Genomic DNA, 23624 nt, shown 5'->3' with positions numbered 1-23624 from the left:
CATGCGGCCGCGCGGGGGGAGGACGACGAGAGGGGGGACTTCTGACGCGGCGTCGGCCGCATGCCGGGGTTCCTTGCCATCTTCGCCCTTATGCCCCGAAGCCGAGGAGCTTGACCTCGCACGCGAGGTCCACCCCATAGCGGGCGAGCACCTCGTCGTGCGCGCGGCCGATGAGCGCGATGACGTCGGCCGCCGTGGCGCCCCCGCGGTTCACGATGAAGTTGGCGTGCTCGGGCGAGATCTGCGCGCCACCGCAGGAGGCCCCCTTGAGGCCGCACGACTCAACGAGGATGCCCGCCGAGCGCTCGGGCGGGTTTCGGAAGACCGAGCCGCAGCTCGGGGCGCCGAGCGGCTGGGCCTCGCGACGGCGGCGCAGGCGCTCCTCCATGTCGGCGGTGATCTCGGCGCGCGAGCCGGGCTCGAGCGCGAGCGTCGCCTCGAGGATGATCTCGGAGGTGGGGATCGAGGTCGAGCGGTAGCCCCACTCGACGTCGGACCCCTGGTAGCGGTGCAGGCCCTCCCCCGGGCGCAGGACCACGAGGTCGCGGACGCGCCGCCCGATCCACTCGTGGCGCGTCCCGGCGTCCATGGAGATGGCGCCGCCCGCGGTGCCGGGGATGCCCACGCAGAACTCGAGGCCGGAGAGGCCCGCCTTGAGGGCCTCGTTGACCACCTTGGAGAGCGCCGCTCCGGCACCCACGGTGACGGAGCCGTCGTCACCGATGGCGATGCGGGAGAACTCGTCGTCGAGCGTGATGACGCAGCCGTCGTAGCCCCGGTCGGACACGAGCAGGTTGGAGCCCTTCCCGATGATGACCCAGTCGACGTGCTCGGCGGCGAGGACCGCCACCGTCCGCGCGAGGGCGGCGTAGCTGTGCGCGGCGACGAACAGCGCCGCCGGCCCGCCGATGCGATAGGTGGTGTGGCGCGAGAGGCGCTCGTCGCGCAGGACGTCGGCGTCGATCGCGCCCGAGAGGGTCATGTACGCGTTGAAGACGCTCACGAGGCGCGACCGCCCTCTCGCTCGCGCATGGCCTCGATGAAGGCGGGGCCGAGCGTGGTGACGTCGCCCGCGCCCTGGGTGACGAGCAGGTCGCCGGGGCGGACGAGCTCGCAGAGGTCCTCCACGAGCTGGCGGCGGTTGGGCACGTACGCCACGTCGCCGACGTGGCCGTTGCGCTGCACCGAGGAGACGATCGTCTTGCCGGAGACGCCGGGGATGGGCATCTCCCCGGCGGAGAAGACGTCCATGACGCGCAGGACGTCGGCGTGGTCGAAGGCGGAGCCGAACTCCTCGGCGAGGTTCTGGGTGCGCGAGTAGCGGTGCGGCTGGAAGACGCAGACGATGCGCTCGAACGGCAGGTCCGCGGCGGCGGAGAGGGTGGCCGCCACCTCGGTGGGATGGTGGCCGTAGTCGTCCACGACGGTCACGCCGGCGACGTCGCCCACGTGCGTGAAGCGACGGCGCGCGCCCTTGAACTGGGAGAGCGCGGCGGCCGCCTCGCGCTCGTCGAGCGAGAGGACCGAGGCCACGGCGATCGCGGCGGTGGCGTTGGCCATGTTGTGCCTGCCGGGGTTCGCGCTGATGGTCACCGCGACCTCGTCGCCGGAGGGCAGCCGAACCGAGAAGGTGCTCTCCAGGCGGTGGCGCGCCTCGCCGGGCACGCACACGAAGTCGCACGATGGGTCGAAGCCGTAGGTCACCACGCGGCGGCCGGTCGAGCGGGCGAGCTCGACGACGTGCGCGACGTCGCCGTTCACCACGACCGTCCCCTCCTCCCCCACGAGGCCCATGAAGGTGCAGAAGGTCTGCTCGAGGTTCTCGAGGGTGCCGTAGTGGTCGAGGTGGTCCGCCTCGATGTTGGTGACCACCACGACGCTGGGGTTGAGGTAGAGGAAGGAGCCGTCGGACTCGTCCGCCTCGCACACGAAGTGCTCGCCCGCGCCGTTGCGGCCGTTGGTGTCATAGCCCTCCACGACGCCCCCGATGAGAAACGACGGGTCGAGCCCCATCTTGTCGAGCATCGTGGCGACCATCGAGGAGGTGGTCGTCTTGCCATGCGTGCCGGCGACGGCGACGGTGCGCTGGGTGCCGGAGAGCCAGGAGAGCATCTTGGCGCGCGGCCAGATGGGGATGCCCAGCTCGTGGGCGCGCATGACCTCGGGGTTGGTGTCGGGGATGGCCGTCGAGGTGACCACGACCTGCGGCGCGACCTCGTCGATGGTCGCCGCCGCGTGCCCGACGCGCACGTCGATGCCGGCGGCGTCGAGCTCGCGCACGTAGTGGGAGCTCTTGAGGTCGCTGCCGGTGACGCGGCAGCCGCGCTCGTGCAGCACGAGCGCGATGCCGCTCATTCCGGCGCCCCCGATCCCGATGAAGTGGGCGCTCGTGACGTTCTCGATCTCTGCCATCAGAAAACCCTCCGTGCTCATGGAAAGGTCGTGTCCTCTACAGCCCTCTACTGTAGCCGATGGGCGGCCCTCAACGACCGGCGTACGCCACTCTTCACTCCGTCTGCGGGGCGCGGCGGCGCCCGTCCTTCTCGCCGGCCCTCATCGCCCGTCCTTCTCGCCTCGCCGGGACGGACGGGCGAGGCCACGGGGATTCGCGACGCCTCGCGGCAGGGGGCGGGCTGTCGCCAAGCCCCCGCGCGGCGGATCTGCGGGGGTTTGGCGACGCCTCCTGGGGCCGGACTGTCGCGACGGCCCCGCGCGGCGGCTCCGCGGGCCCGTCGCGCGGGGCGCGGGCGGCATCATGCGCGGGCGGCGGCCTCCACCTGGTCGGCAAGCGCGGCGGCGGCGCGGGCCTGCCCGAGGCCGCGGGCGGCGGCCCTCATGGCGTCGCGGCGGGCGGGGTCGTCAACGAGGCCGAGGAGCTCCTCGGCGAAGACGGGCTCGTCGATGCGCGCGTCGGCGAGAAGGACGGCGGCGCCGGCGTCCGTGAGGAAGCGGGCGTTGGTGGTCTGGTGGTCGGCCGTGGCGTGCGGGTAGGGCACGAGCAGGCTCGGCACGGCGAGCGCCGCTATCTCGGCTATCGAGGAGGCCCCGGCGCGGGAGAGCACGAGGTCGGCCGCCGCGAGCGCCTGCCCCATGTTGGAGATGTAGGGCATCACGCGCCAGCGCAGCTGCTCCTCGGGCGTGAGCGCGAGGGCCGAGACCGTCTCGTCGAAGCCGTCGGCCCCCGTGGAGTGCACGACGACGAGCCCGTCGCGCGAGAGGAGCTCCCGCTTGAGGCGGCAGACGCCCTCGTTGATGTGCGCCGCCCCGAGCGAGCCGCCGAAGACGAGCAGCATCGTCTCGCCGGGCCCCACCCCAAAGGCGGCGCGCCCCTCCTCGCGGCTCGCAAAGACCACGCTCCTGCGCACGGGGTTGCCGGTGAGCACCACCGCGGGCGCGCGCCTCCCCTCGCGCTCGAAGGCCGCGCGCGCGGCGGGCACCGAGATGCACACGCTCGCCGCGTGCGGGGCGAGCGCCTTGTTGGCGAGCCCGGGCACGGAGTTCTGCTCGTGCAGCACGTAGGGGACGCCCATGCGGTGGCAGCAGTTGAGCAGGGCCATCTCCACGTAGGCGCCGAACCCCACCGCCACGTCGGGCGCTCCCCCCTCCGAGAAGCGCCGCGCGATCTGCGACTGGGCGCGCCTCATGCGGTAGAGCGAGCTCGCGAGCGTCCAGGGGCGGGAGCGGTCGAACCCGCTCACCACCACCGGCACGAGCTCGAAGCCCGCCTCGGGCACGAGCCGCCCCTCGAGCTTGGCCTGCTGCCCGAAGAACCTCACGTGGTGTCCGCGGTCGCGCAGCTCCTCGGCGAGCGCGAGCGCCGGGTTGATGTGCCCGGCCGTCCCGCCTGCGGCGATGGCGACCTCGAGGGCGCGTTCGGACATGTCTCCTCCTATCGTCTCCCCCTCGGTCCGCGGCGGCCGCGAAGGCGCTCCGCCGCGTCGGGACCGAGGTCGACCCTTCTCCTGCCGCGCGCGTCGGTCGTCACCCTGCCCGCCGGGCGACCACGCCCGCGCCCGGCGGCGCGGCCCCGCGCGCCCCCGTCCATGACCGTGAGCCGCGGCGCGCGCCCGGCGTCGACGCCCCGGGCCGAGCGCGGGAGCGGCTCCCCCACGAGCGAGAGGCCCGCGTCGGCGGCGTCGCCCTCCGTCACCCTGAGCGAGCGGCGCGCCCCGTCGTGGGCGGTCTCGGGCAGGCGCGAGTGCACGGAGACCGAGACGACCATGCCCGCGAGCATGAGGCTCGCGATGACCGACGAGCCGCCGTACGAGACGAAGGGGATGGGCTTTCCCGAGAGCGGGAAGATGCCGATGACGCCCGCGACGTTGAGCAGCATCTGGATCACGACGAGCGTGGTGCAGCCCGCCGCGATGAGCCTGCCGGCGAGGTCGGGCGCATGCAGCGCGATCCTGAACCCCGCCCACGCGAAGAGCGCGAAGCCCGCGAGCAGGCCGAGCGTGCCGACGAGCCCGCACTCCTCGCCGATGACGGCGAAGATGAAGTCGTTGTGCGCCATGGGGAGGTAGGAGTACTTCTGCTTGGAGAAGCCTATCCCCACGCCGAACAGGCCGCCCGACCCGAAGGCATAGAAGCCCTGGAGGAGCTGGTAGCCGGCCCCGTAGGGGTCGGACTCGGGGTTGAGCATCGTGAGCAGGCGCTGTCGCGAGTAGTCGTCTTTCAGCGAGAGCCCCAGAAAGCCCAGGACGCCCAGGACGAGAAAGGCGGCGAGGATCCGCTTGGGGACGCCCGCGAGGTAGCCCATCGTGACGATGGTGATGCCGAGCACCATCGTGGAGCCCTTGTCGGGCTGCAGGACGATGAGCACGACCGGCACGCCCACGCCGATGGCCATGAGCTTCACGAAGGTCCACCAGTCGATCGTGCCCTCCTCGAAGTAGCGCTGCGCGAGGCTCGCCGCGACGAGGACGATCGTGATCTTGGCGAACTCCGAGGGCTGAAGCTGGAAGCCCCCGACGGCGATCCAGCGCGTGGCGCCGTAGGCGTCTCCCGCCGTGATGAAGACGAGCAGGAGCAGCCCCACCGTCACGACCCAGATGAGGTTGATGAGCCGGTCGCTCCAGAGGTGGTAGTCGCTCCAGGCGAGAAACACCGCGACGGCCACCCCCACCGCCGCGAAGAGCAGCTGGCGCTTGAGGTAGTAGGCCGCGTCCCCGAAGTCGGCGAGCGCCGTGACCGAGGAGGCGGAGTAGACCATGAGCAGGCCGAAGGCCACGATCACGGCCGTGACGGCGATGAAGACCACCCGGGGGCGCATGAAGCGCTCGGGGACTCCGAAAAAGCCGTCCCGCCCCGACGTCCGGCGGGCCGTCGTGCCGCGCGGCGCCGATGCGGCCCGCGCCGTGCCGGCCACGCTAGGCCCCCCTCTCGGCGAGCTCGGCGACGAGCGCCTTGAACAGGCGGCCGCGCTCGGCCATGTTGGAGAACTCGTCGAACGACGAGCACGCGGGCGAGAGCAGCACGACATCGCCCGGGCGGGCGAGCCGGGCGGCCTCGGCGAAGGCCTCGCGCAGGTGCGGGGCGCGGACGACCTCCAGGGGCGCCCCGTCCTTCTCGGCGTCCTTCTCGCCGGCCCCGGCGGCCTCGAGGGCGGCGGCGATCCTGGGGCCCGCCTCGCCGTAGCAGACGGCCGCGCGGCACCGCGCGCGCACCGCGGCGGCGAGCGAGGCGAGGTCGGTCATCTTGTCATGGCCGCCGAGCAGCAGCACCACCGAGCCGGGGGCGAACCCCGTGAGCGCCTTCTCGACGGCGTCGGTGTTGGTGGCCTTGGAGTCGTTGACGTAGCTCACGCCGGCCACGGTGCCCGCGGGCTCGAGCCGGTGCTCGATCGGCGAGAAGGACCTGAGGCCGCGGGCCACGTCCTCGGCTAAGACGCCGAGCTCGAGCGCGACGGCCGAGGCGGCCAGAGCGTTCTCGGCGTTGTGCAGGCCGACGATCCTGAGGTCCGCCGCCCGGCAGAGCGCGCGCTCGACGCCGTCGAGGCGCACCACGAGCTCGCCGCCGCGCAGGAAGGCGGCGCAGGGGCCGGCGGGCTCCCCGTGCACGGAGAGCCGGCAGACGCGCAGGCCGCGCGCCTCGCAGCGCGACGCGACGGCCCGACAGGGCCCGTCGTCGACGGAGACCACCGCGAGGTCGCCCGCGCCGAGGTTGGCGAAGGCGCGCTCCTTCGCTGCGGCGTAGGCCTCCATCGTGTGGTGCCACTCGAGGTGGTCGGGCGTGACGTTGAGCAGCACGGCGACGCGCGGGTGCAGGAGGCGCGTCGTGGCGAGCTGGAAGCTCGAGAGCTCGGCGACGAACCACCCGCCCTCCGGACGCGCGGGCACCGCCTCGGTCGGCGGGGTGCCGATGTTTCCCACCGCCTCCGCAGGCAGGCCGGCCTCGCCAAGCAGGTGCGTCGCGAGCGAGGTCGTGGTCGTCTTGCCGTTGGTGCCCGTGATGGCGACCCACCGCTCGGGGCTCTCGCGCCAGGCGAGCTCGGGCTCGCCCACGACCTCGGCCGCGCACGCGGCCGCGGAGCGGAAGAAGGCGGAGTCGACGGGGATGCCCGGGGACGCCACGACGAGGTCGTAGCGACCGGAGACCTCCTCGGTCCCGAGGACGCATCGCACGCCCTCGGCCTCGAGCGCGCGGGTGCGCTCGCCCTCCTCGGACGCGGCACCGCCGAACAGCGTCACCGAGCGCACGCGGCCCGGGACGAGCGAGGCGAGGTAGCGGGCGGCCGCCTCGCCGGTGCGGCCGAGGCCGAGCACGGCGACGTCGCCGAGATGTGACTGAGTGGTGGGACCCATGAGCTCACTCATCCCCTAGCCGAGCTGGAAGTACAGGGCGAAGCCGAGCGCGGCGAAGGCCGCGGAGACGATCCAGAAGCGGATGACGACCTTGTTCTCAGCCCACCCCATCTGCTCGAAGTGGTGGTGGATCGGCGTCATCAGGAAGACCCGACGGCCGGTGAGCTTGAAGCTCGTGACCTGGATCATGACGGAGAGCGCCTCGCAGACGAACAGGCCGCCCATAATGAGCGAGGTGACCTCCGTCTTGGTGAGGACCGCGAGCGACGCGAGCGCGGCGCCGAGGGCGAGCGAGCCCGTGTCCCCCATGAAGATCGAGGCGGGGTAGCAGTTGTGCCAGAGGAAGCCCACGCAGGCGCCCGCGATGGAGCCGGCGAAGATAGCGAGGTCGAGCTCGTTGTAGCGGTACGCGACCATCGCCATGAAGAGCATGACCACCATCGTGCAGCCGCCGGCGAGCCCGTCGAGGCCGTCCGTGAGGTTGACGGCGTTGGAGAGGCCCGCCATGAGCAGGAAGACGAAGACGAGGTACAGCCAGGGCACCGTCACCTCGGCGCCGCCCACGGGGAAGGTGGTGGAGAGCACGCCGAGGTCGAGCGAGAGCCCGCCCGGGAAGCGGATCTCGGGGGCGACGCCGCAGACGTTGACCGCCACGAGGCAGAACGCCACCGAGATGAGGACGAGGCCGACCATCTTCTGGGACGGCGTGAGCCCGAGCGAGCGGCCGTGGGCGACCGACTCGATGTCGTCAAGCAGGCCGAGCGAGCCCGTGACCAGCGTCACCACGACGGCGAGCACGAGCGCCGGGGTCCACTGCGCGACGAGCCCGCAGGCGGCGAGCACGCCCACGAGGATGATGATGCCACCCATCGTGGGGGTGCCCTGCTTCACGAGGTGGCGCTGCGGGCCGTCGGCGCGGATCTGCTGGCCGACCCCCTCGTGGCGCATGAGGCGGATGAAGAGCGGCATGAGCGCGCAGGTCACGAGCGCCGCGATGCCGATGGCGAGAAAGACCTGGTAGGTGGGATATGAGGGATTCCCGATCACGAGGCAAGCACCCCTTTCACGAAGTTGTCGAGGCCGGCGGCGCGGCTCGCCTTCACGAGCACGAGGTCGCCCTCGGCAAGGACGGGGCCGATGACGCGGACGGCGTCCTCGACCGTGGCGAGGCGCTCCACGGCGTCCTCGGAGAGGCCCATCGTGCGGGCGGCCTCGGCCATCTCGTCGGCGAGCTCGCCCCCGACGAGCACGAGCACGTCGACCCCCCTGGCGGCGGCGTAGGCGCCCACGTAGCCGTGGAGGCGCGCCGCCTCGTCACCGAGCTCGCCCATCTCGCCGAGCACGGCGATGCGCCGGCCCTCGCACGCCATGCTGGCGAGCACGTCGAGCGAGGAGGCCATCGAGGCGGGCGCAGCGTTGTAGGAGTCGTCGATCACGCGCGCGCCCGAGGGGGCGCGGACGACGTCGAGGCGCATGCTCGTGGGCTCCATGCGACAGATGGCCTCCACCGCGACGTCGCGGTCGAGGCCGGCGCGCCACAGGAGCGCGAGCGCGAGCAGGAAGTCGTCGACGAGCTTGGCGCCCGGCAGGGACAGCGCGACCGTCCGGGACCAGCCGTCGGCGCACGTCACGGTGAAGCGGGCGCGACCCGACTCGTCAGTCGAGACGAGCGAGGCGCGCACGAGGTCCTTCTCGCCCGACCCCACGGTCACGACGTCGACTCCCGCGGGACGGGCGAAGCCGTCGGCGATGAAGGGCGTGAAGTCGCCCGAGCTCGCAAGGGCGAGCGCGGGGCCGACGCCGTCGTGGGCGCGCATGCCGGAGACGACCTCGGCCTTGGCGCGGGCGATGTTCTCGCGGCTACCGAGGATGCCGATGTGGCTCGTCCCCACGTTGGTGATCGCGGCGAGCGCGGGGCGGCACGCGGCCGCGAGCCGGTCGATCTCATGCGGGTGGTTCATGCCGAGCTCCAGGACCACGACCTCGGCGTCCTCCGGCGCGGCCAGGACGGTGAGCGGCAGGCCGATGAGGCTGTTGAGGTTGCCGCGCGTGGCGTGGGTGCGGCGCTGCGCGGCGGCGCCGGCGGCGACCATCTCCTTCGTGGTGGTCTTCCCCACCGAGCCCGTGACGGCCAGAACAAGCCAACCGGGGTGGAGGTCGCGCCAGGCGCCGGCCAGGCGCAGGAGGAACTCCTCGCCGTCGTCCCCCTCGGCGCGCAGGACGGCACAGCCCGCAGCGCGGGCCGCCTCGAGCGCCTCGGCCGGGGGCTCGGCGGTCGCCACGACCGCGGCGGAGCCCGCGCGGGCGGCTGAGGCGAGGTAGGCGTTGCCGTCGGCGCGCTCTCCGGAGAAGGCGACGAAGAGGCCCCCCTCCCTCGCCTCGCGCGAGTCGACGACGACCTCGCCCGCGACGTCGCGCGCGCCCTCGAGAAGGACGGCGGCGCCGGTCGCCCGGGCGATGTCGGAGACGGTCATGCGTAGCATCGTGCACTCCCTTGCGTACGTTCGGGGGCCTCTCCCCCGTCACCCATTCTACGAGACCGGAACGATTCCCATGATCTGGACGGTCTGCTCCATCACGTCGCGAAAGACGTGGGCGGAGGTCTCTGCCGCGAGGTAGGGCAGGCCGTTCAGGCCCACGTAGACGAGCGCCTCGGGGTCCGCCGCGTTGACGAAGCCGCACAGGGACGCCACGAACTTGCCCTCCTCGTAGCCGCCCGACTCCCCCGCCTGCTCGCCGGTGCCCGTCTTGGCCGCGATGTCATACCCCTCGATCTGCGCGTTCTCGGCGGTGCCCTCCCGCACCACCGTAAGGAGCAGGTCCGTCTCGGCGGCGGCGGTCTCGGCGGAGCATACTGCCTCGCCCTCGGGCCACTCCACCTCCTCGTCCCCCCGCTCCACGAGGAAGTGCGGGGTGCACGGAACGCCCCCGTTGGCGACGGCGCCGTACGCCCGCACGATCTGCACGAGCGGGACGGCCACGCCCTGCCCGAAGGCCATGGAGCCGAGCGTGGAGCCGTCGTACTCCTCGAGCGTCTTCACGATGCCCTCGGCCTCGCCGGGAAAGTCGATCCCCGTCTTGTGGCCGATCCCCCAGCGGTCGACCCCCTCGGAGAAGGCCTTGGCGCCGATGACCTCCTCGGCGAGAAGGGCCATCGCGGTGTTGGACGAGCGGCGCATCATCTCGCGCACGTCCATCTCCATCTCGTAGTCGCGCAGGTCGTCATCGCGCACCGTGTCGGAGCCCACGGTGTAGGAGGGCGGGACCGAGTAGACGGTGTCCGTCGAGAAGAGCCCGTCGTCGATGCCGATGGCGGTCGTAATGACCTTGAAGACCGAGCCGGGCTCGAAGGAGCTCGAGACGAGCTTGAGGTTGAGCGAGGAGGAGTCGGTGAGGTCGGAGAAGTCGGGAAGCGGCGTCGAGCAGGCGGCGAGCACCTCGCCCGTGCGCGGGTCGCACACCATGACCGACCCCGACTCGGCGGAGTAGTCCGAGACCCCCTTCGCGATGATCTCCTCGCACGCCTGCTGGAGGTCGATGTCGATCGCGAGCACGAGGTCGGTCCCGTCCTCGGCCTCGGTCACCTGGGAGGCGCCGCCCGCGATGGGGGTGCCGTAGAGGCCGGTCTCGACGAGCATCTCCCCGTCGGTGCCCGTGAGGATGTCGTCGTACTGCTGCTCGATGCCCGAGAGGCCCTTGCCGTCCACGCCCACGTAGCCGAGCACCTGCGCGCCCACGTTGCCGTAGGGGTAGACGCGCTTGGTGTCGGCGAGGTAGTAGACGCCCGCGAGGTCCTTCTCGGAGAGCTCGGCCTTGAGGGCGTCGGCGGTCTCCTGGTCGACCTGGCGCTGCAGATAGACGAAGGTGGTGTCCTGGGTGAGCAGCTTCATGTAGTCCTGCTTCTCGCCGCCGAGGTGACTGACGAGCGCGGCCGCCACCCCCGAGGGGTCGGACACCTCCTCGGGGTTGGCGTAGACGGTGCTGCACTCCTCGCTCATGGCGAGGACGTTGCCGTTGCGGTCGTAGATGGTCCCGCGGCGCGCGTGGAGCGTGATGCGGTTGGTGCGCTGGCTCTCGGCGCGCGCGGCATACTCTCCCGCGCCGAACACCTGGAGGAAGGCGAGGCGCGCCGCCACCGCGGCGAACAGGACCATGAGCGTGCGCCGCACGACGACGAAGCCGTGCGAGCCTCCGCCCGAGCCCGAGCCGCCCGGGCGCGACGCCCTCACGCGATATCGCGCACGAGAGGCCTCGTCATACGAGGCCTCCGGGTGGTTCCTCCGCCTGCGGCGGCTCTGTCGATCCCTGTCTCTCACGTCAAGACAGTCTAATCCACGGCGGCGTTCCCGCCCGTGGCATCGGCCGGCTGCGCAGCTTCCCCATCAGAGGCGGCCTGCCCGCCCTCGTCGGTGGCGTCGCCCTGGGAGGAGGCCGTGGCGTCGAGGTCGACCGTGAGGCGCTCCGAGGGGAGCACCATGCCGTAGTTCTGGGTCGCGATGCGGCTGATGCGCGCGTTGCTCGAGAGGACGGAGCGCTCGATCCTGAGGTCGGTCGAGAGCGCCTGCGCCGTCTCGATCTCCTCCGCGAGGGCGGTGTTCTGCTCGAGGAGCGAGACCGTCGCGGACGAGAGCACCACGCGGACGAGGCCGAGCGCGATCACGAGCGCGGCGACGGCGAGGGCGGCGCGGACGCGGGCGACGAACTGGGGGCTCACGCCGCGGCGGGCGCGCGCGTCGAGGCCGCCGCCGGGGACGACCTCGAAGGAGCGGCGCGGCTCCTGCGAGACCCGCTCGCGCCTCCTGGGCTCGGCTCCCATGTCGTATGCCACAGATCCCTGGTACCTCATCGTCGTCCTTCTCGTGACGTGAGCGGCTCTTGCCGCGATGACTACATAGATGGCAGGTACGCTGGGAACTTGAGGGTTGATTGAGACTATTTCCTCGAGAGTTGGTTGAGCGACCTTAAGTGTTCATTGATAGTGAGTTGATAGTTCGTTGATGGTTCGAAGGTGGTGCGTTTGAGCTGCGTTCTGATGCGGTTGTGGTGCGTCTCTCGGTAGACGGCTCGCGCCGGCTACGCCGCTCTGGGGCCCTCAGTCGGTGACGTCGAGCTTGACCGCCACGCGCATGAGGGCGCTGCGCGACCGTGGGTTGGCCGCGACCTCCTCGTCCGAGGCGACGAGGGGCCTCCTCGTCCTGACGTCGACTATCGGCACGTGACCGCACACGCACACCGGGAGGTCCGGCGGGCAGGTGCACCCCTGGGAGAGCTCGGAGAAGACGTGCTTCACGATGCGGTCCTCGAGCGAGTGGTAGGAGATGACGCAGATCCTGCCACCCGGGTTCGCCCAGCGGACCGCCGCCCTGAGGCCGCGGTCGAGGACGTCGAGCTCGTGGTTCACCTCGATGCGCAGGGCCTGGAAGGTCTTGCGCGCGGGGTGGCCGCCGTGCCTGCGCGCCGCGGCCGGTATCGCCTCCTTGACGATCTCCACGAGCTGGAGGGTCGTCTCGACGGGCGCCTTGGAGCGGCGCTCGACGATGCGGCGGGCGATACGCGACGCAAAGCGCTCGTCACCGTAGACGCGAAGGATTCGGGTGAGGTCAGCTTCGTTGTAGGTGTTCACGACCTCGGCTGCGGTTAGGGTGTGGTTCCCCGAATTCATGCGCATGTCGAGCGGGGCGTCCTCGTGGTACGAGAAGCCCCTCTCCGGGATGTCGAGCTGCGGCGACGAGACGCCGAGGTCGAAGAGGAAGCAGTCCACCCCGGGGACCTCGGCCTCGACGAGCAGGTCGTCAAGGTCTCCGAAGTTGCCCCTGAGAAGGCGCACGCTCGCCTCCGGGACCTCGCGGGAGAGGCGCTCGGACGCCGCCGTCAGGGCCATGTCGTCCTGGTCGATTCCCAGGGACAGGCCGTCGGGGGCGACGCGCCTCGCAAGCTCCACCGAGTGCCCGGCCCCGCCGAGGGTGCAGTCGCAGACCACCTCTCCCGGCCGCGGGTCGAGCTCGGCGAGGACCTCGTCAAGCATCACGGGTACGTGCCGATATTCTCCTGTCAAGACCCTCACCCCCCTTCGCCTAGTCGTGATAGAGGAGCGCGTCGAGCTCGTCCTCGAAGCTCTCCTGCGTCGCGTTCCACTGCTCGGTGTTCCACACCTCGAAGTGGTCCCCGGCGCCCACGACCGTGACGTCAGCCGTGAGACCGAGCCGCTCGCGCGTACCGGGCTTGGTACCGTCAAGCTTGCCGAGGGCGACGCGGCCTGCGGAGTCGATGTCGACCTCCACCGCGCTCGCCCAGAGCCTGGTCTTGAGCTGAACGTCCCTGCGGCTGCGGGGATCGAAGCGGTTCTCGCCGCGCTCGATGAAGAGCCCGTCTATGAACTGCTCGAGGCCCGCAGGGGTGAAGCCGTTCACGCACTCCTTCATCGGAAGCAGGTATATCGTCTTCTTGTCGCCATCCACGAGCTGCTTGCGGAAGACGGCCGGCAGGGTGACGCGTGCCTTGGCATCCACGGACATCGGATACGACCCGGCGAGCATGTCACCCTCCCTTCAAGACGAGAAGCCTGCCCCGAACGGAGCGTGGGAACACTATACGCCATTCACCCCACTTTGCGACACTAGAAAACACGATGCGACACACCTCTGGTTGAATCCAGCTCGTGAACGGCCTGTGCCGACACCGCAGAGCCCAAGATGTGGTGCGGCCAGGCCCCTTCGACCACAAGCGACCCGTCGCCTGTTCGCCTTTGGGGGAAACATAGTGTGTGGGTGCCGTGAAGGCGCAGCTCAGAGGCCCTCCAAGATGCTCTTCATGCCAAAAGCGCAGCTCGTCGGCGGTGTGGGACCATCCCACGCCGGTGGGGCGCCGTCCCATGCCGTCGGCCGCCGTCTCCCGCGCGCCTCTGCGCGATCCCTCCGATCACGCCCCGAAGCAAAGAGACGTCCTCCCCCACGGCTAGAACCGTGCGCGAGGGCATGCTGGAGGGATGAGGGGTGTCCAGGGGATATACTTTTGTTTAGATTCTCATCAATCCGCCACCTGTCGGACAAACCCAGGGAGCTGCCCCATGTCCATCACCCGCCGCACGCTTCTCGCCCTGTCCGCAGGGGGGATCGCCTCGCTCGCCGGCTGCGCCGGGGGCAAGCCGGGGCCCAGGCAGAGCCCGGATCCCGGCGCGCAGACGCAGCCAGTGCAGCTGCGCATCACCGTCCCGGCCTCCTACCTCGCGTTCACCGGCAACACGGCCGACGAGGCGGCGCTGGGCTACGCCGACTACTCCGACGGGGGGATTGGCACGAGCGTCCTTGATGACGGCTCGCTCGAGCTCTACGTCACCGACCACTGGTACGGACAGCTGCGCGCCATGTGGGAGGACGAGCTCGACAAGAGCCTCGACTCGCTGGGGGCAGGCGACGACGTCGCCTCCGTCGAGGTGGCGGAGGGGCACGAAGCCGTGACCGTCACCGCGCGCCCCTCCTTCGCCGAGCGCGCGGACGCCGACCTCTACCGGCTCGTCGCCGCCTGCGGCTTCCTGCAGATTCTCGACCCGGAGTCCGACTGGCAGGGCGACTGGGCGGTCGAGGTCGCCCTCGTGGACGCCGAGACGGGCGCGGAGGTCGCGCGCGCCGCGCTGCCCGTCGAGGAGCTCTCCTACAGCCGCGAGAGCTGGGACGAGGCCGTCTCGGCGGGAGCCTAGGCGCTCAGCGACGCAAGCACGTCGGCGAGCGCGTCGTCACGCCGGTCGGCCGCCTGCAGGTACGCCTGGAGCAGCGGACGGGCCACCGAGAAGATCCCGGCATCCGTGCACGCCGCCGCTGCCGCCCGCAGGCGATCGGAGAGCGGTCCCGTGCCACCCGCAGGCAGACCGGCCCCCTCGAGAGCGCGCGTGAGGCGCTTCCCCGTGAGCGTCGCCGGGTCGAGGCGGCTCGCGGCCAGCGCCTCGTGCTCGTGCTCGACAAGCACGGCGAGCTCGCGGCGGGCGGGCTCGGCCTGCGCGCGGCCCAGCTCGATGCAGCGGCGGTAGCAGGCGACGGACGCCTCCACCATGCCGAGGTCGTAGACCAGCGCGGCGAGGCGGTAGAGGCAAAGGGAGAGGCCGTCGACGGTCGAGCAGCGCGCCGCAGCGCCGGACACCGCGCGCACCGCCTCGTCGGCCCTCCCCAGGTCGCCCAGGCAGTCCGCGCGGGCAATCGTCGCCTCGACCGTGCACGGCGCGAGCTCCGCGGCGCGCTCGGCATGGGCGAGCGCGCGATCGAGGCTGCCGGGGAGCGCGAGCCTCCGCTCGAGGACCGATGCGTACTGGTGCGCGAGGAAATAGGCATCCGGGACGAGGCGCACGGCACGACCGTCAGCGCAGTCGAGGTTGTAGGTCACGCGCTCGGGAGCGGAGCGGAAGTAGCGGTGGACCGTCCGCTCGTCGTCGCGATAGGCGTCGAGCGCCTCAACGGGCGCCAGCGCGTCCTCGAGCAGGCCCGCCACCCTCGAGAGCTCCGCGTGGTCAGGCTCGCCAGCCGCAGAGACGAGGGGCCCCGCCTGACGCACGGCGCGCTCGAGCGCCGAGCCGTGAACGAAGCACTCGATGAGGCCGTCGGCGTCCTCCACGTCGAGCTCGCCCGAGACCAGGGCGAGCGTCGTACGCTCGCAGGCCTCGATGATCGAGGCGTCCGAGGCGGACGCGCGCAGCTCGGAGAGGGCCTCCACCGCACCCTCCGTCGTGTCTCCGAGCCCGCCGAAGTCGTCCGCGAGGCGCTCCCACGCGTCCCAGCGAACCACGCTCTCCGCAATGCCGAGCTCGGAGCGCAGATGGGCGCCGCAGGCGCGCACGACTGCCTCGGGGCAGGGCTCGTCGGAGAGCTCCACCGGGCGATACCGCTCGGCAGGGCGCAGATGACGGTCGACGAATGACGTCAGCGGAGCGACGGGGGCGAGCCAGCCGTCCGCAGCGGGACGGTAGCGCAGCTCGGCGGAGGAATTGGGCAGGCCGCCCTCACGCGGGGCGGCGGCCGCGCGCTCGAGCGAGGAGCGCTCGAAATCCGCGGAGAGGACGCAGTCCACGCTCTCGTCCTCATGACAGTTCACGGTCACGCGACGGATTGCCGGCGAGGCGGCAAACGCCGTCCGCGCGACGAGCAGCGCGAGGTCGTACGCATAGGCGCGGGCGAGCTGGATTCGCTCCGCCTCCGGCATGAACGAGAAAGCTGCCGGCCGGGGCACGGCCGCCCTCACCCCGAGCAGCCCATCGGAGACGTTGAGCCTGAAGTCCGCGACCATGCGGAACGGCACCGGCAGGTTCTCCAGGGCGTCGGCAAAGGCCACGCGTGCGGCCCACTCGCCCCCGGGGTCGGCGCCCTCGGTGGCGTCGGCGAGAAAGCGGCTGCCCGGGTGCCGGACGGGCTCCAGGCGGGAGACGCCGGCGAGAAGGACGCGCAGCCGCTCGTCCAGCGTGGCGGGCGGCTCGGCCAGCCTGGCAGCGTCCCGCCCGAGGTTGAGCGCCGCCTCGATCGCCCAAATGCGGTCCATGCCCGACGGCTTCGGCCCCTCCCCCGTGGGCACGAGCCACCAGCGGCCGCAGCGGGCGAGCCTGCGGGCGCCGCACCGCGGCTCGCCCGTCCAGTCCGCCAGCCCCGTGCGCCGCACGAGCTCGCACTGGTCGCCGAGCAGCTGGTCGGGGGCGTCCACGATGAAGTAGCGCAGCGTCGCGAGCGCGTCATCCGAGCGCGGGAGCACCTGCTCGAGCGGCGAGACGCCGCCGTCGGGGCGCTTCGGGGAGGGAGCGGTCTTCGGCGCGGGGGCGGGAGCGGGCTTCGGATCGGGTCTCGTCGGCGCGGCAGCCGGGTGCGACGCAGACGCGGCCGCCGCGCCCTTCTCGGCCTCCCGGGGCACCCGCGGCGCCCGCAGGCGGTCGCGCAGCCGCAGCGCCACGACCAAGATCCCCAGCACGACGAGCGAGAGGCCCAGGAGCATCCCCCGTGCGGTGTCGCGCATCTCGTAGGCGTCGCGCCAGCCCACCCCGGCATAGGATGGGTCGTTCGCGATGGAGGAGTACTGGAAGAAGGCGTACCCCAGGAAAAGCACGCCGGCAGCGATCAGCACCACGCCCGCCAGCATTGGAATCGGTCGATCTTTCGAGCGGCCCATACCGCCACCTCTCACGTCCCCGAGCTTAGCTGAGCATCATGCTACTATAATTTCATCTATCAAAGCCCTCATGAGAGGCTTTCCCATGCTCAGCCGACGCTCCGCACTCGCGCTCTCCGGCGCCCTTCTCGCCGCCCTCTGCGGCTGCGCCGACGGGGGGCACGAGCCGGTCGACCCCGCACCCGCCGAGCCCGAACCCGAGCCCGCGGAGGAAGCCGCCTCCGTGCGCTTCCCCGCGTCGTTCCTCCGCCTCTGCGCCCTCTCGCAGGAGGACGTCCTCGAGCAGTACGCCAACGAGGCGAGCGAGGACGCCCTGGACGCCGTCGCAGAGGGAGACGACGTCATCCTCACCTTCACGGCGGGACAGCTCGAGGCACAGGTGCGGAAGTGGGAGGAGACGCTTGCGGAGGAGACCGCGTCGCTCCTCGAGCGGGACTGCGCCGACGCCGTCGACGTGTCCGACGACCTCCGGGCCATCACCGTCACCGCGCGCCCCTGCTTCACGGACGACAACGACGCCGCGGCCGACCTCTACACGATCATGGTTGCCTGCGGCTACCTGCAGCTCTTTGACGGACAGGAGGACTGGGGATTCAGGGCCGCCTTCGTGGACGCCGACACTGGCATCGAGGTGGCGGCCGCCGACATGCCCGGCGAGGGGCTCACCATCAGCCGCGACATCTGGGCGGACGCCCTCTCCGCGGCCGGCGTCCCATACCACGAGCATGCCCCCGCGCACGGAATGTAGGACTCCAGCCCACATTCCGTGCGCGGGGGCATGCTCGACCAAAAGCAGGAAGGAGGGCGCCCGGCATGCCAAGCCTAGCCGCCCTACTCCCTCGCGCGGGGGTGCGCGGCGAGGTACACGCGCCTGATGTGGGAGCGGTCGACGTGGGTGTAGAGCTGCGTCGTCGCGATGTTGGCATGCCCGAGCAGCTCCTGCACGGCACGCAGGTCGGCCCCGCCCTCAAGGAGGTGCGTGGCGTAGCTGTGTCGCAGGGTGTGGGGGTGGAGCCCCTCGATGCCCGCCACGCGCCCGTAGCGCTCCACGATCGCGTGGACCGACTGCCTCGAGAGGCGCCCGCCGCGCACGTTGAGGAAGACCGCCTGCGTGGAGCGGCGCCCCACGAGCTCGCCGCGCCCCTGCCCGAGATAGGCCGAGAGCGCCGCGGCGGCCGTCCCCATGACGGGCACCACGCGCTCCTTTCCCCCCTTGCCGTGAACCCGGAGGAGCGCCTCGTCCAGGACGACGGAGCGCAGGTCGAGCCCACAGAGCTCGCTCGCGCGCAGGCCGCAGCCATAGAGGGTCTCGAGGATGGCGCGGTCACGCAGCCCAGAGGGCGTCTGGGGGAAGGGCTGGTCGAGCAGGCGAGCGGCGGCCTCCACCGAGATCACGTCCGGCAGGCGCGCCGGCTTCGCGGGCAGAGGGAGGTCAGCCGTGGGGAAGGCGGAGCAGAGCTCGTCGGCGACCATGAAGCGATGGAGCCCCTTGATCGCTGAGACGGCTCGCTCCACCGAGGAGGGGGCGAGGCCCACGTCCACGAGCGCCCCCACGTGCTCCTCGATGAGCTGGCGCGTCACGTCCTCGGGGTCGGTGACGCCGCGCTCGGCGAGCCAGGCCACATAGCGGGCGAGGTCGCGGCCGTAGGACGCGATGGTGTTCTCCGAGCTGCCCCGCTCGACGGCGAGGTATCCCAGGTACTCCTCGAGAGCGTGCGCGAGGTCCACGGCTCCTCCGTCCTTCTCGTCTAGGAGAGCGGCACCACGTCTCGGCGGCCGCACCCCTCGTGATGCGCGATCGCGGCGCGCACGAACTCCCTGAAGAGCGGGGCGGGGCGGTCCGGGCGGCTCTTGAACTCGGGATGCGCCTGGCTCGCCACGAACCAGGGGTGAACGTCCTCGGGAAGCTCCACCATCTCCACGAGCCGGCCGTCCGGCGAAAGGCCCGAGACCACGAGCCCCGCCGCGACGAGCTGGTCGCGATAGGCGTTGCTCACCTCAAAGCGATGGCGGTGACGCTCGTAGACGAGCGGCTCCCCATACGCCTCCCCCGCAAGCGTACCAGAGAGCACCTTGCACGGGTAGGCGCCAAGACGCATGGTGGCGCCCTTCTCGGTGACCTTCGCCTGGTCGGGCATGAGGTCGATCACGGGATGCGGCGTCGCGGGGTCGAACTCCGCCGAGCTCGCGTCTTCGAGGCCGCAGACGTCCCGCGCGAACTCGCAGACGGCGACCTGCAGGCCGAGGCAGACGCCGAGGTAGGGCACGCGCCCCTCGCGGGCGCGGCGGACGGCGCAGATCTTGCCCTCGATGCCGCGCAGGCCAAAGCCGCCGGGCACGAGGATGCCGTCGGCGTCGCCGAGCACCTCGTCGACGTTCTGGTCGTCGAGCGCCTCGCCGTCCACGAGGCGGATGTCCACATGGCGGCCGAAGAGCACGCCGGAGTGGTGGAGCGCCTCGATCACGGAGAGGTAGGCGTCCGGGAGCTGGGTGTACTTGCCCACCACGCAGATGCGCGTGACGTCCTCGCGGGCGTTGGCCGCGTGCATGGCCCCCGTGAAGTCGTACCAGCCCTCCATGTGGCTCTCGCGGGGGTCGAGCCCCAGCCGCTCGCAGACCTTGAGGTCAAAGCCCTGCTCCGCGAGATGCGCCGGCACGTCGTAGATCGAGGGGCAGTCGGAGTTCTCGAAGACGTGGTCGGCTGGGACGTCGCAGAAGCTCGCGATCTTGGCGCGAATGGAGGCGTCCACCTCGTGGTCGGAGCGGCAGACGATGAAGTCGGGCTGCAGGCCGAAGGAGCGCAGCTCCCGCACGCTGTGCTGCGTGGGCTTGGTCTTGACCTCGTGCGCGGCGGCGATGTAGGGCACGAGGCTCACGTGGATGAGGATGCAGTCGTCGCGGCCCTTCTCGTTTCGGAACTGCCGGATGGCTTCGACGAAGGCCTGGCTCTCGATATCGCCGATGGTGCCGCCGAGCTCGGTGATGACCACGTCGGCGCCCGTCTGCTCCTCCACGCGGAGGAAGCGCTCCTTGATGGCGTCCGTCACGTGCGGGATGACCTGCACGGTACCGCCGAGGAAGTCGCCGGCGCGCTCGCGGCTGATGAGGTCCTGGTAGATGGCCCCCGTGGTGAAGTTGGAGTTGCGCGTGAGGTTCTCGTCGATGAAGCGCTCGTAGTGGCCGAGGTCGAGGTCGGACTCGTAGCCGTCCTCGGTGACGAAGACCTCTCCGTGCTGGAAGGGGCTCATCGTCCCCGGGTCGACGTTGAGGTAGGGGTCTGCCTTCTGCATCATCACGCGATACCCGCGGGACTTGAGCAGGCGGCCGAGCGATGCCGCCGTGATGCCCTTTCCCAGGGACGATACCACGCCGCCGGTCACGAATATGTGCTTTGCCATGGGGACCTCCCGTAGAGAACCGTTTCGTTTCCACGGGATTCCATGATAGCGCGACGCCGCAGCGGCACCACGGCCACTCGCCGAAGTCGACGCACACGCGAAACAAAGCGACACGGAAGGGAAACGCTGGGGCGGGCCCCGATGGCGGCGGAGCGCAACGCGCGCTGCGCTCCTGGGGGCCTGGCTCTTCTCTTATTCACAGCTGACGCTGGCTCCTATACATCTAGGACTCGGTGGTGATCGTCCGACTATATTAAATACACCGCCATCCCGTCCCCCTCCCTCCGCCCCCAGGAGCGCAACGCGCGCTGCGCTCCTGGGGGCGGAGGGAGGGGGACGGGATGGCGGGGGAGCTGGCCAGAGGCGTCAGAGTGGGAGCCGACACCGAGGCATGCCGAGAGGGCTCCTCGCCGAGCGCGGGCGCCTCGGCGGCCCTCCCGTCGTTCGTCCCCGTCTTCGGGGCGCGGGGATTCCCGAGACCGCCGTACGGCTAGAGGTACTGCCTCCAGTCGTCCTCGCCCTCGTCCTCGGCGGGCCCCGCGGCGCGGGCGCGCGCCGCCTCGGCGGCCCGCTCGGCGCGGGTGCGGTACGGCTCGGGGTTGGGCTCGGGGAAGGTTGCCAGCGCGTGCTGGAAGACCTCGAGGTTCTCGTCCGCACGGCCACGCGGGATCGCGAAGGTCACCTCGGAGGCTACGTGCGCCCCGCCGGCGAGCTCGGCACGGAAGGCCTCCGCCACCGTCGCGGCGTCCCAGCCGAAGACCCCGCAGCCGAAGGCGCCCAGGACGAGCTTGTCATGCCCGAGGTCATCCGCGATGGCCATCACCAGGCGGACGCGATCGCGCAGGGCAGAGAGAAGGGCCGCGTCGCCCACGCGGTACTCCTCGCGGGCGCGACGCGCGTTGGGGGCCGCCGCCACGATGACGTCTGCGTACGAGTGGAAGCCGTCGCGCTCGAAGCGCACGCGCGGCACCACGAGGGCGCGGTTGCGGTAGAGGTCGCAGTTGATGTTGCGGCGGCGGTTCTCGGCGTACCAGGCGCGCTTCTCGGTGAGCACGTTGTAGAGGAAGCTCTCGGCGCAGAGGGACTCCTCCTGCGCCATGGTCCCCCGGTCGTAGCCCCCGCCGGGGTAGGTGAACGAGGCGAAGTCCAGGACGGCGAGGTCGCAGGCGGACGCCAGGCCACGCCCGCGCGCGAGGACGGCAGCGACGGAGTCCTCCTCCGCCACGGTGACGACGGGCACCCGGCCCTCGACCGACGCCCTCGGGGCGCCGTCGTAGACGCGCGTGTCGGCGACGGCGCGCTCGATCTCCGACGCAAAGCGCCGGGCCATCTCGCTCGTGTGACGCTTCGCCTCCGCGGCGCGCCCGCCCCCGCGGGCGTCGCGCCGGGCGTTCCCCTCTGCCATGGGTGCTCCTTTCATCGCCCTGCGGTCATTCTCGCACAAAGACGAGGCGCAGAAGCCCAGAACGCGGGGCGAGAAGCGCCGGCATGGGCGGCTGACGGAGGCTGACAAAGGTGACAGGGTCAACTGTCATGAACCTTTCATGACAGTTGACCCTGTCACCTTTGTCAGCACCCCCGTCGTCGTCTCAGGCCCCGTCCCCCCTCTCGGCGCGGCGCTCCAGCATCTCCCGCGCGAGGTCGCGGCTGGCCTCGCCCGTGTCGCCGGAGAGCATGCGGGACACCTCGGCCACGCGGTCCTCGCCGGAGATCTCGACGAGCGAGGTCTCGGGCACGCCCGACTCCCCCTCCGACTTTCGCACAAGGTAGTGCCGCTCGGCCGCCACGGCGACCTGCGCGAGGTGCGTGACCACGATGACCTGGTGGGTGGCCGCGAGGCGGGCGAGCACGCTCGCGAGCGCCACGGCCGTGGCGCCGCCCACCCCGGCGTCCACCTCGTCGAAGACGAGGGTCTCGCAGTCGTCAGCCTCGCCGAGGACCACCTTGCAGGCGAGCATCACGCGGCTGACCTCGCCGCCCGAGGCGATCTTGCGCAGCGGCCGCGCGGTGAGCCCCGCGCCCGGCCGGTAGAGAAACTCCACGCGGGAGGCCCCGGAGCGCGTCCACTCGGCGCGCGGCAGCCGCTCCTGGGACACCACGAGCTCCGCTGATCCCATCTCGAGAAACGCCATCTGCTCGGACACGGCGCGCGCCAGGCGCGGGGCGGCCTCGGCACGCACGGCGTCGAGGGCGTCTGCGGCCTCGGCGAGGGCGGCCTCCCTGCGGCGGAGCTCCTCGGCGGCGCGGCGCTCGAGCTCGCCGCCGTCGCTCGCCGCCTCGACGACCTCGCGCGCCTCGTCGCGGCGGCGCAGCACGTCGGCCATGCTCGGGCCGTATGCGCGCCGCAGCCCCTCGAGCCGGGCGAGCCGCCCCTGCAGCCGCTCAAGCTCCTCGGGGTCGAAGTCCAGCCCGTCTGCGTAGTCGCGCAGCTCGGAGGCCACATCCTCGACGTCGATGAGAGAGCTCTCGAGGACCTTGGCCCACGAGCCGAGCGCCGGGTCAAAGCGCGCGGCGTCGGAGAGGGCGCGCACGGCATCTCCGAGCGCGTCGCAGGCCCCTCCATCGCCGGAGAGGAGCTCACGGGCCCCGGAGGCGGCCTCCATGAGGGCCTCGCCGTGCTCCGCGCGCGGGAGGCGCGCCTCGAGCTCCTCGAGCTCGCCCTCCCGCGGGTCCACCTCGTCGATGCGACGCAGCACGAAGGCCGCCTCGTCGAGCCGCTCGCCCGTGGCGCGGCCCATCTCGCGGACGCGCTCGAGCTCGGATGCGGCGGCCTCGGCGGCGGAGAGCGCCTCGCGATAGGCCCCGAGGGCATCGCCCGCCGGGGCGCCCGCCCACGAGTCGAGCATGTCGACGTGCGTCTGCACGGAGAGCAGGCGCTGGTGCTCGTGCTGGCCGCAGAGGTCCACCGTCGCGCCAACGCGCCGGGCGAGCTCGCGCACGCTCGCCATGTGCCCGTCCACGTCCACGCGGCCGCGGCCGTCCGCGCCAACGCGCCGTCGCACCACGGTGCCGTCCTCGTCGTCGCCCGGAAGGAAGAGCCTGCCCTCGACCTCGAGCGCGGGCGCCCCCTCGCGGACCATGCCCGCGTCGGCGCGCTCGCCCACGAGGAGCTTGATCGACGAGAGCAGCGCGGTCTTGCCCGCGCCCGTCTCGCCGGTGAGGACCGTGAGCCCGGCCGCCGGCTCTATGGAGGCGTCGCGGATGAGCGCGACGTTGCGAACGTGGAGCTCGTCGATCATCTTCCTGCCCGCCCGTCCTTCTCGCCGTACGCCGGGCCGCCCCCGCG

The 23624-nt window shown here is 71.6% G+C and carries 18 protein-coding genes; 2 read left to right on the top strand and 16 right to left on the bottom strand.

What is annotated here, in order from left to right; all coding sequences use genetic code 11:
* Positions 1 to 88 precede the first annotated feature (88 nt).
* From murB to BQ7391_RS06860, 11 genes are all read right to left on the bottom strand, one after another.
* Complete coding sequence (gene murB / locus BQ7391_RS06910) at positions 89 to 1003, bottom strand: UDP-N-acetylmuramate dehydrogenase (RefSeq protein ID WP_075279933.1); 915 nt, start codon at positions 1001 to 1003, stop codon at positions 89 to 91.
* Entirely contained in the window at positions 1000 to 2412 is a 1413-nt protein-coding gene (gene murC / locus BQ7391_RS06905; RefSeq protein WP_075279932.1) for a UDP-N-acetylmuramate--L-alanine ligase, read from the bottom strand. Before murC ends, murB begins: the two co-directional genes overlap by 4 nt.
* Before the next feature lie 341 nt (positions 2413 to 2753).
* Positions 2754 to 3881, bottom strand: a complete 1128-nt coding sequence (locus BQ7391_RS06900) for a UDP-N-acetylglucosamine--N-acetylmuramyl-(pentapeptide) pyrophosphoryl-undecaprenol N-acetylglucosamine transferase (protein ID WP_075279931.1) — start codon at positions 3879 to 3881, stop codon at positions 2754 to 2756.
* Positions 3882 to 3889: 8 nt separating this feature from the next.
* Positions 3890 to 5368 carry an FtsW/RodA/SpoVE family cell cycle protein gene (locus BQ7391_RS06895; protein ID WP_075279930.1) on the bottom strand — a complete coding sequence of 493 codons (1479 nt, stop codon included), beginning with the start codon at positions 5366 to 5368 and terminating at the stop codon, positions 3890 to 3892.
* A gap of 1 nt (position 5369) precedes the next feature.
* Positions 5370 to 6815, bottom strand: a complete 1446-nt coding sequence (gene murD, locus BQ7391_RS06890) for a UDP-N-acetylmuramoyl-L-alanine--D-glutamate ligase (protein WP_235858636.1) — start codon at positions 6813 to 6815, stop codon at positions 5370 to 5372.
* A gap of 3 nt (positions 6816 to 6818) precedes the next feature.
* On the bottom strand, positions 6819 to 7850 hold the full coding sequence (gene mraY, locus BQ7391_RS06885; RefSeq protein WP_075279929.1) for a phospho-N-acetylmuramoyl-pentapeptide-transferase: 1032 nt from the start codon (positions 7848 to 7850) through the stop codon (positions 6819 to 6821).
* Positions 7847 to 9286: a UDP-N-acetylmuramoyl-tripeptide--D-alanyl-D-alanine ligase gene (locus tag BQ7391_RS06880; RefSeq protein WP_075279928.1), complete on the bottom strand. Its 1440-nt coding sequence runs from the start codon at positions 9284 to 9286 to the stop codon at positions 7847 to 7849. The genes mraY and BQ7391_RS06880 overlap by 4 nt, the downstream gene beginning before the upstream one ends.
* Positions 9287 to 9334: 48 nt before the next feature.
* Positions 9335 to 11119, bottom strand: coding sequence for a peptidoglycan D,D-transpeptidase FtsI family protein (locus BQ7391_RS06875; RefSeq protein ID WP_075279927.1), 1785 nt, complete (start codon positions 11117 to 11119; stop codon positions 9335 to 9337).
* Positions 11120 to 11130: 11 nt separating this feature from the next.
* A complete protein-coding gene (locus tag BQ7391_RS06870; protein WP_075279926.1) occupies positions 11131 to 11649 on the bottom strand; it encodes a cell division protein FtsL in 519 nt (172 codons plus the stop codon).
* Positions 11650 to 11895: 246 nt separating this feature from the next.
* Entirely contained in the window at positions 11896 to 12858 is a 963-nt protein-coding gene (gene rsmH, locus BQ7391_RS06865; RefSeq protein ID WP_075279925.1) for a 16S rRNA (cytosine(1402)-N(4))-methyltransferase RsmH, read from the bottom strand.
* A gap of 19 nt (positions 12859 to 12877) precedes the next feature.
* Entirely contained in the window at positions 12878 to 13339 is a 462-nt protein-coding gene (locus BQ7391_RS06860) for a division/cell wall cluster transcriptional repressor MraZ (RefSeq protein WP_075279924.1), read from the bottom strand.
* 530 nt (positions 13340 to 13869) lie between these two features.
* Here BQ7391_RS06860 and BQ7391_RS12170 point away from each other — a divergent pair.
* A complete protein-coding gene (locus BQ7391_RS12170; RefSeq protein WP_075279923.1) occupies positions 13870 to 14499 on the top strand; it encodes a hypothetical protein in 630 nt (209 codons plus the stop codon).
* Here BQ7391_RS12170 and BQ7391_RS06850 read toward each other — a convergent pair.
* Positions 14496 to 16940 (bottom strand): tetratricopeptide repeat protein, encoded by a 2445-nt coding sequence (locus BQ7391_RS06850; RefSeq protein ID WP_129583922.1) that lies wholly within the window; start codon positions 16938 to 16940, stop codon positions 14496 to 14498. The two genes, BQ7391_RS12170 and BQ7391_RS06850, sit on opposite strands and share 4 nt — an antisense overlap.
* 85 nt (positions 16941 to 17025) lie before the next feature.
* On the opposite strand from BQ7391_RS06850, the gene BQ7391_RS12375 reads away from it, so the two are divergent.
* A complete protein-coding gene (locus BQ7391_RS12375; RefSeq protein ID WP_075279921.1) occupies positions 17026 to 17688 on the top strand; it encodes a hypothetical protein in 663 nt (220 codons plus the stop codon).
* 83 nt (positions 17689 to 17771) lie between these two features.
* Here BQ7391_RS12375 and BQ7391_RS06840 read toward each other — a convergent pair whose 3' ends face one another.
* From BQ7391_RS06840 to recN, 4 genes are all read right to left on the bottom strand, one after another.
* Positions 17772 to 18668 (bottom strand): site-specific tyrosine recombinase, encoded by an 897-nt coding sequence (locus tag BQ7391_RS06840; protein ID WP_075279920.1) that lies wholly within the window; start codon positions 18666 to 18668, stop codon positions 17772 to 17774.
* Between the two features lie 20 nt (positions 18669 to 18688).
* Positions 18689 to 20338 carry a CTP synthase gene (locus BQ7391_RS06835; RefSeq protein ID WP_075279919.1) on the bottom strand — a complete coding sequence of 550 codons (1650 nt, stop codon included), beginning with the start codon at positions 20336 to 20338 and terminating at the stop codon, positions 18689 to 18691.
* A 490-nt stretch (positions 20339 to 20828) separates the two neighbouring features.
* Entirely contained in the window at positions 20829 to 21743 is a 915-nt protein-coding gene (locus tag BQ7391_RS06830) for a TIGR02452 family protein (RefSeq protein ID WP_075279918.1), read from the bottom strand.
* Between the two features lie 184 nt (positions 21744 to 21927).
* On the bottom strand, positions 21928 to 23577 hold the full coding sequence (recN, locus tag BQ7391_RS06825; RefSeq protein ID WP_075279917.1) for a DNA repair protein RecN: 1650 nt from the start codon (positions 23575 to 23577) through the stop codon (positions 21928 to 21930).
* Positions 23578 to 23624 lie beyond the last annotated feature (47 nt).

Source organism: Thermophilibacter provencensis, from assembly GCF_900128445.1.
Taxonomy (GTDB): domain Bacteria; phylum Actinomycetota; class Coriobacteriia; order Coriobacteriales; family Atopobiaceae; genus Thermophilibacter; species Thermophilibacter provencensis.
This window is presented reverse-complemented; position numbering and strand designations above follow the sequence as displayed.

What these genes read in the sequence shown, in the direction of transcription:
- murC (WP_075279932.1), bottom strand. Translation starts at nt 2,412, where the DNA reads ATGGCAGAGATCGAGAACGTCACGAGCGCCCACTTCATCGGGATCGGG.
- BQ7391_RS06900 (WP_075279931.1), bottom strand. Translation starts at nt 3,881, where the DNA reads ATGTCCGAACGCGCCCTCGAGGTCGCCATCGCCGCAGGCGGGACGGCC.
- murD (WP_235858636.1), bottom strand. Translation starts at nt 6,815, where the DNA reads ATGAGTGAGCTCATGGGTCCCACCACTCAGTCACATCTCGGCGACGTC.
- BQ7391_RS06880 (WP_075279928.1), bottom strand. Translation starts at nt 9,286, where the DNA reads ATGCTACGCATGACCGTCTCCGACATCGCCCGGGCGACCGGCGCCGCC.
- BQ7391_RS06870 (WP_075279926.1), bottom strand. Translation starts at nt 11,649, where the DNA reads ATGAGGTACCAGGGATCTGTGGCATACGACATGGGAGCCGAGCCCAGG.
- BQ7391_RS06860 (WP_075279924.1), bottom strand. Translation starts at nt 13,339, where the DNA reads ATGCTCGCCGGGTCGTATCCGATGTCCGTGGATGCCAAGGCACGCGTC.
- BQ7391_RS12170 (WP_075279923.1), top strand. Translation starts at nt 13,870, where the DNA reads ATGTCCATCACCCGCCGCACGCTTCTCGCCCTGTCCGCAGGGGGGATC.
- BQ7391_RS06850 (WP_129583922.1), bottom strand. Translation starts at nt 16,940, where the DNA reads ATGGGCCGCTCGAAAGATCGACCGATTCCAATGCTGGCGGGCGTGGTG.
- BQ7391_RS12375 (WP_075279921.1), top strand. Translation starts at nt 17,026, where the DNA reads ATGCTCAGCCGACGCTCCGCACTCGCGCTCTCCGGCGCCCTTCTCGCC.
- BQ7391_RS06835 (WP_075279919.1), bottom strand. Translation starts at nt 20,338, where the DNA reads ATGGCAAAGCACATATTCGTGACCGGCGGCGTGGTATCGTCCCTGGGA.
- BQ7391_RS06830 (WP_075279918.1), bottom strand. Translation starts at nt 21,743, where the DNA reads ATGGCAGAGGGGAACGCCCGGCGCGACGCCCGCGGGGGCGGGCGCGCC.
- recN (WP_075279917.1), bottom strand. Translation starts at nt 23,577, where the DNA reads ATGATCGACGAGCTCCACGTTCGCAACGTCGCGCTCATCCGCGACGCC.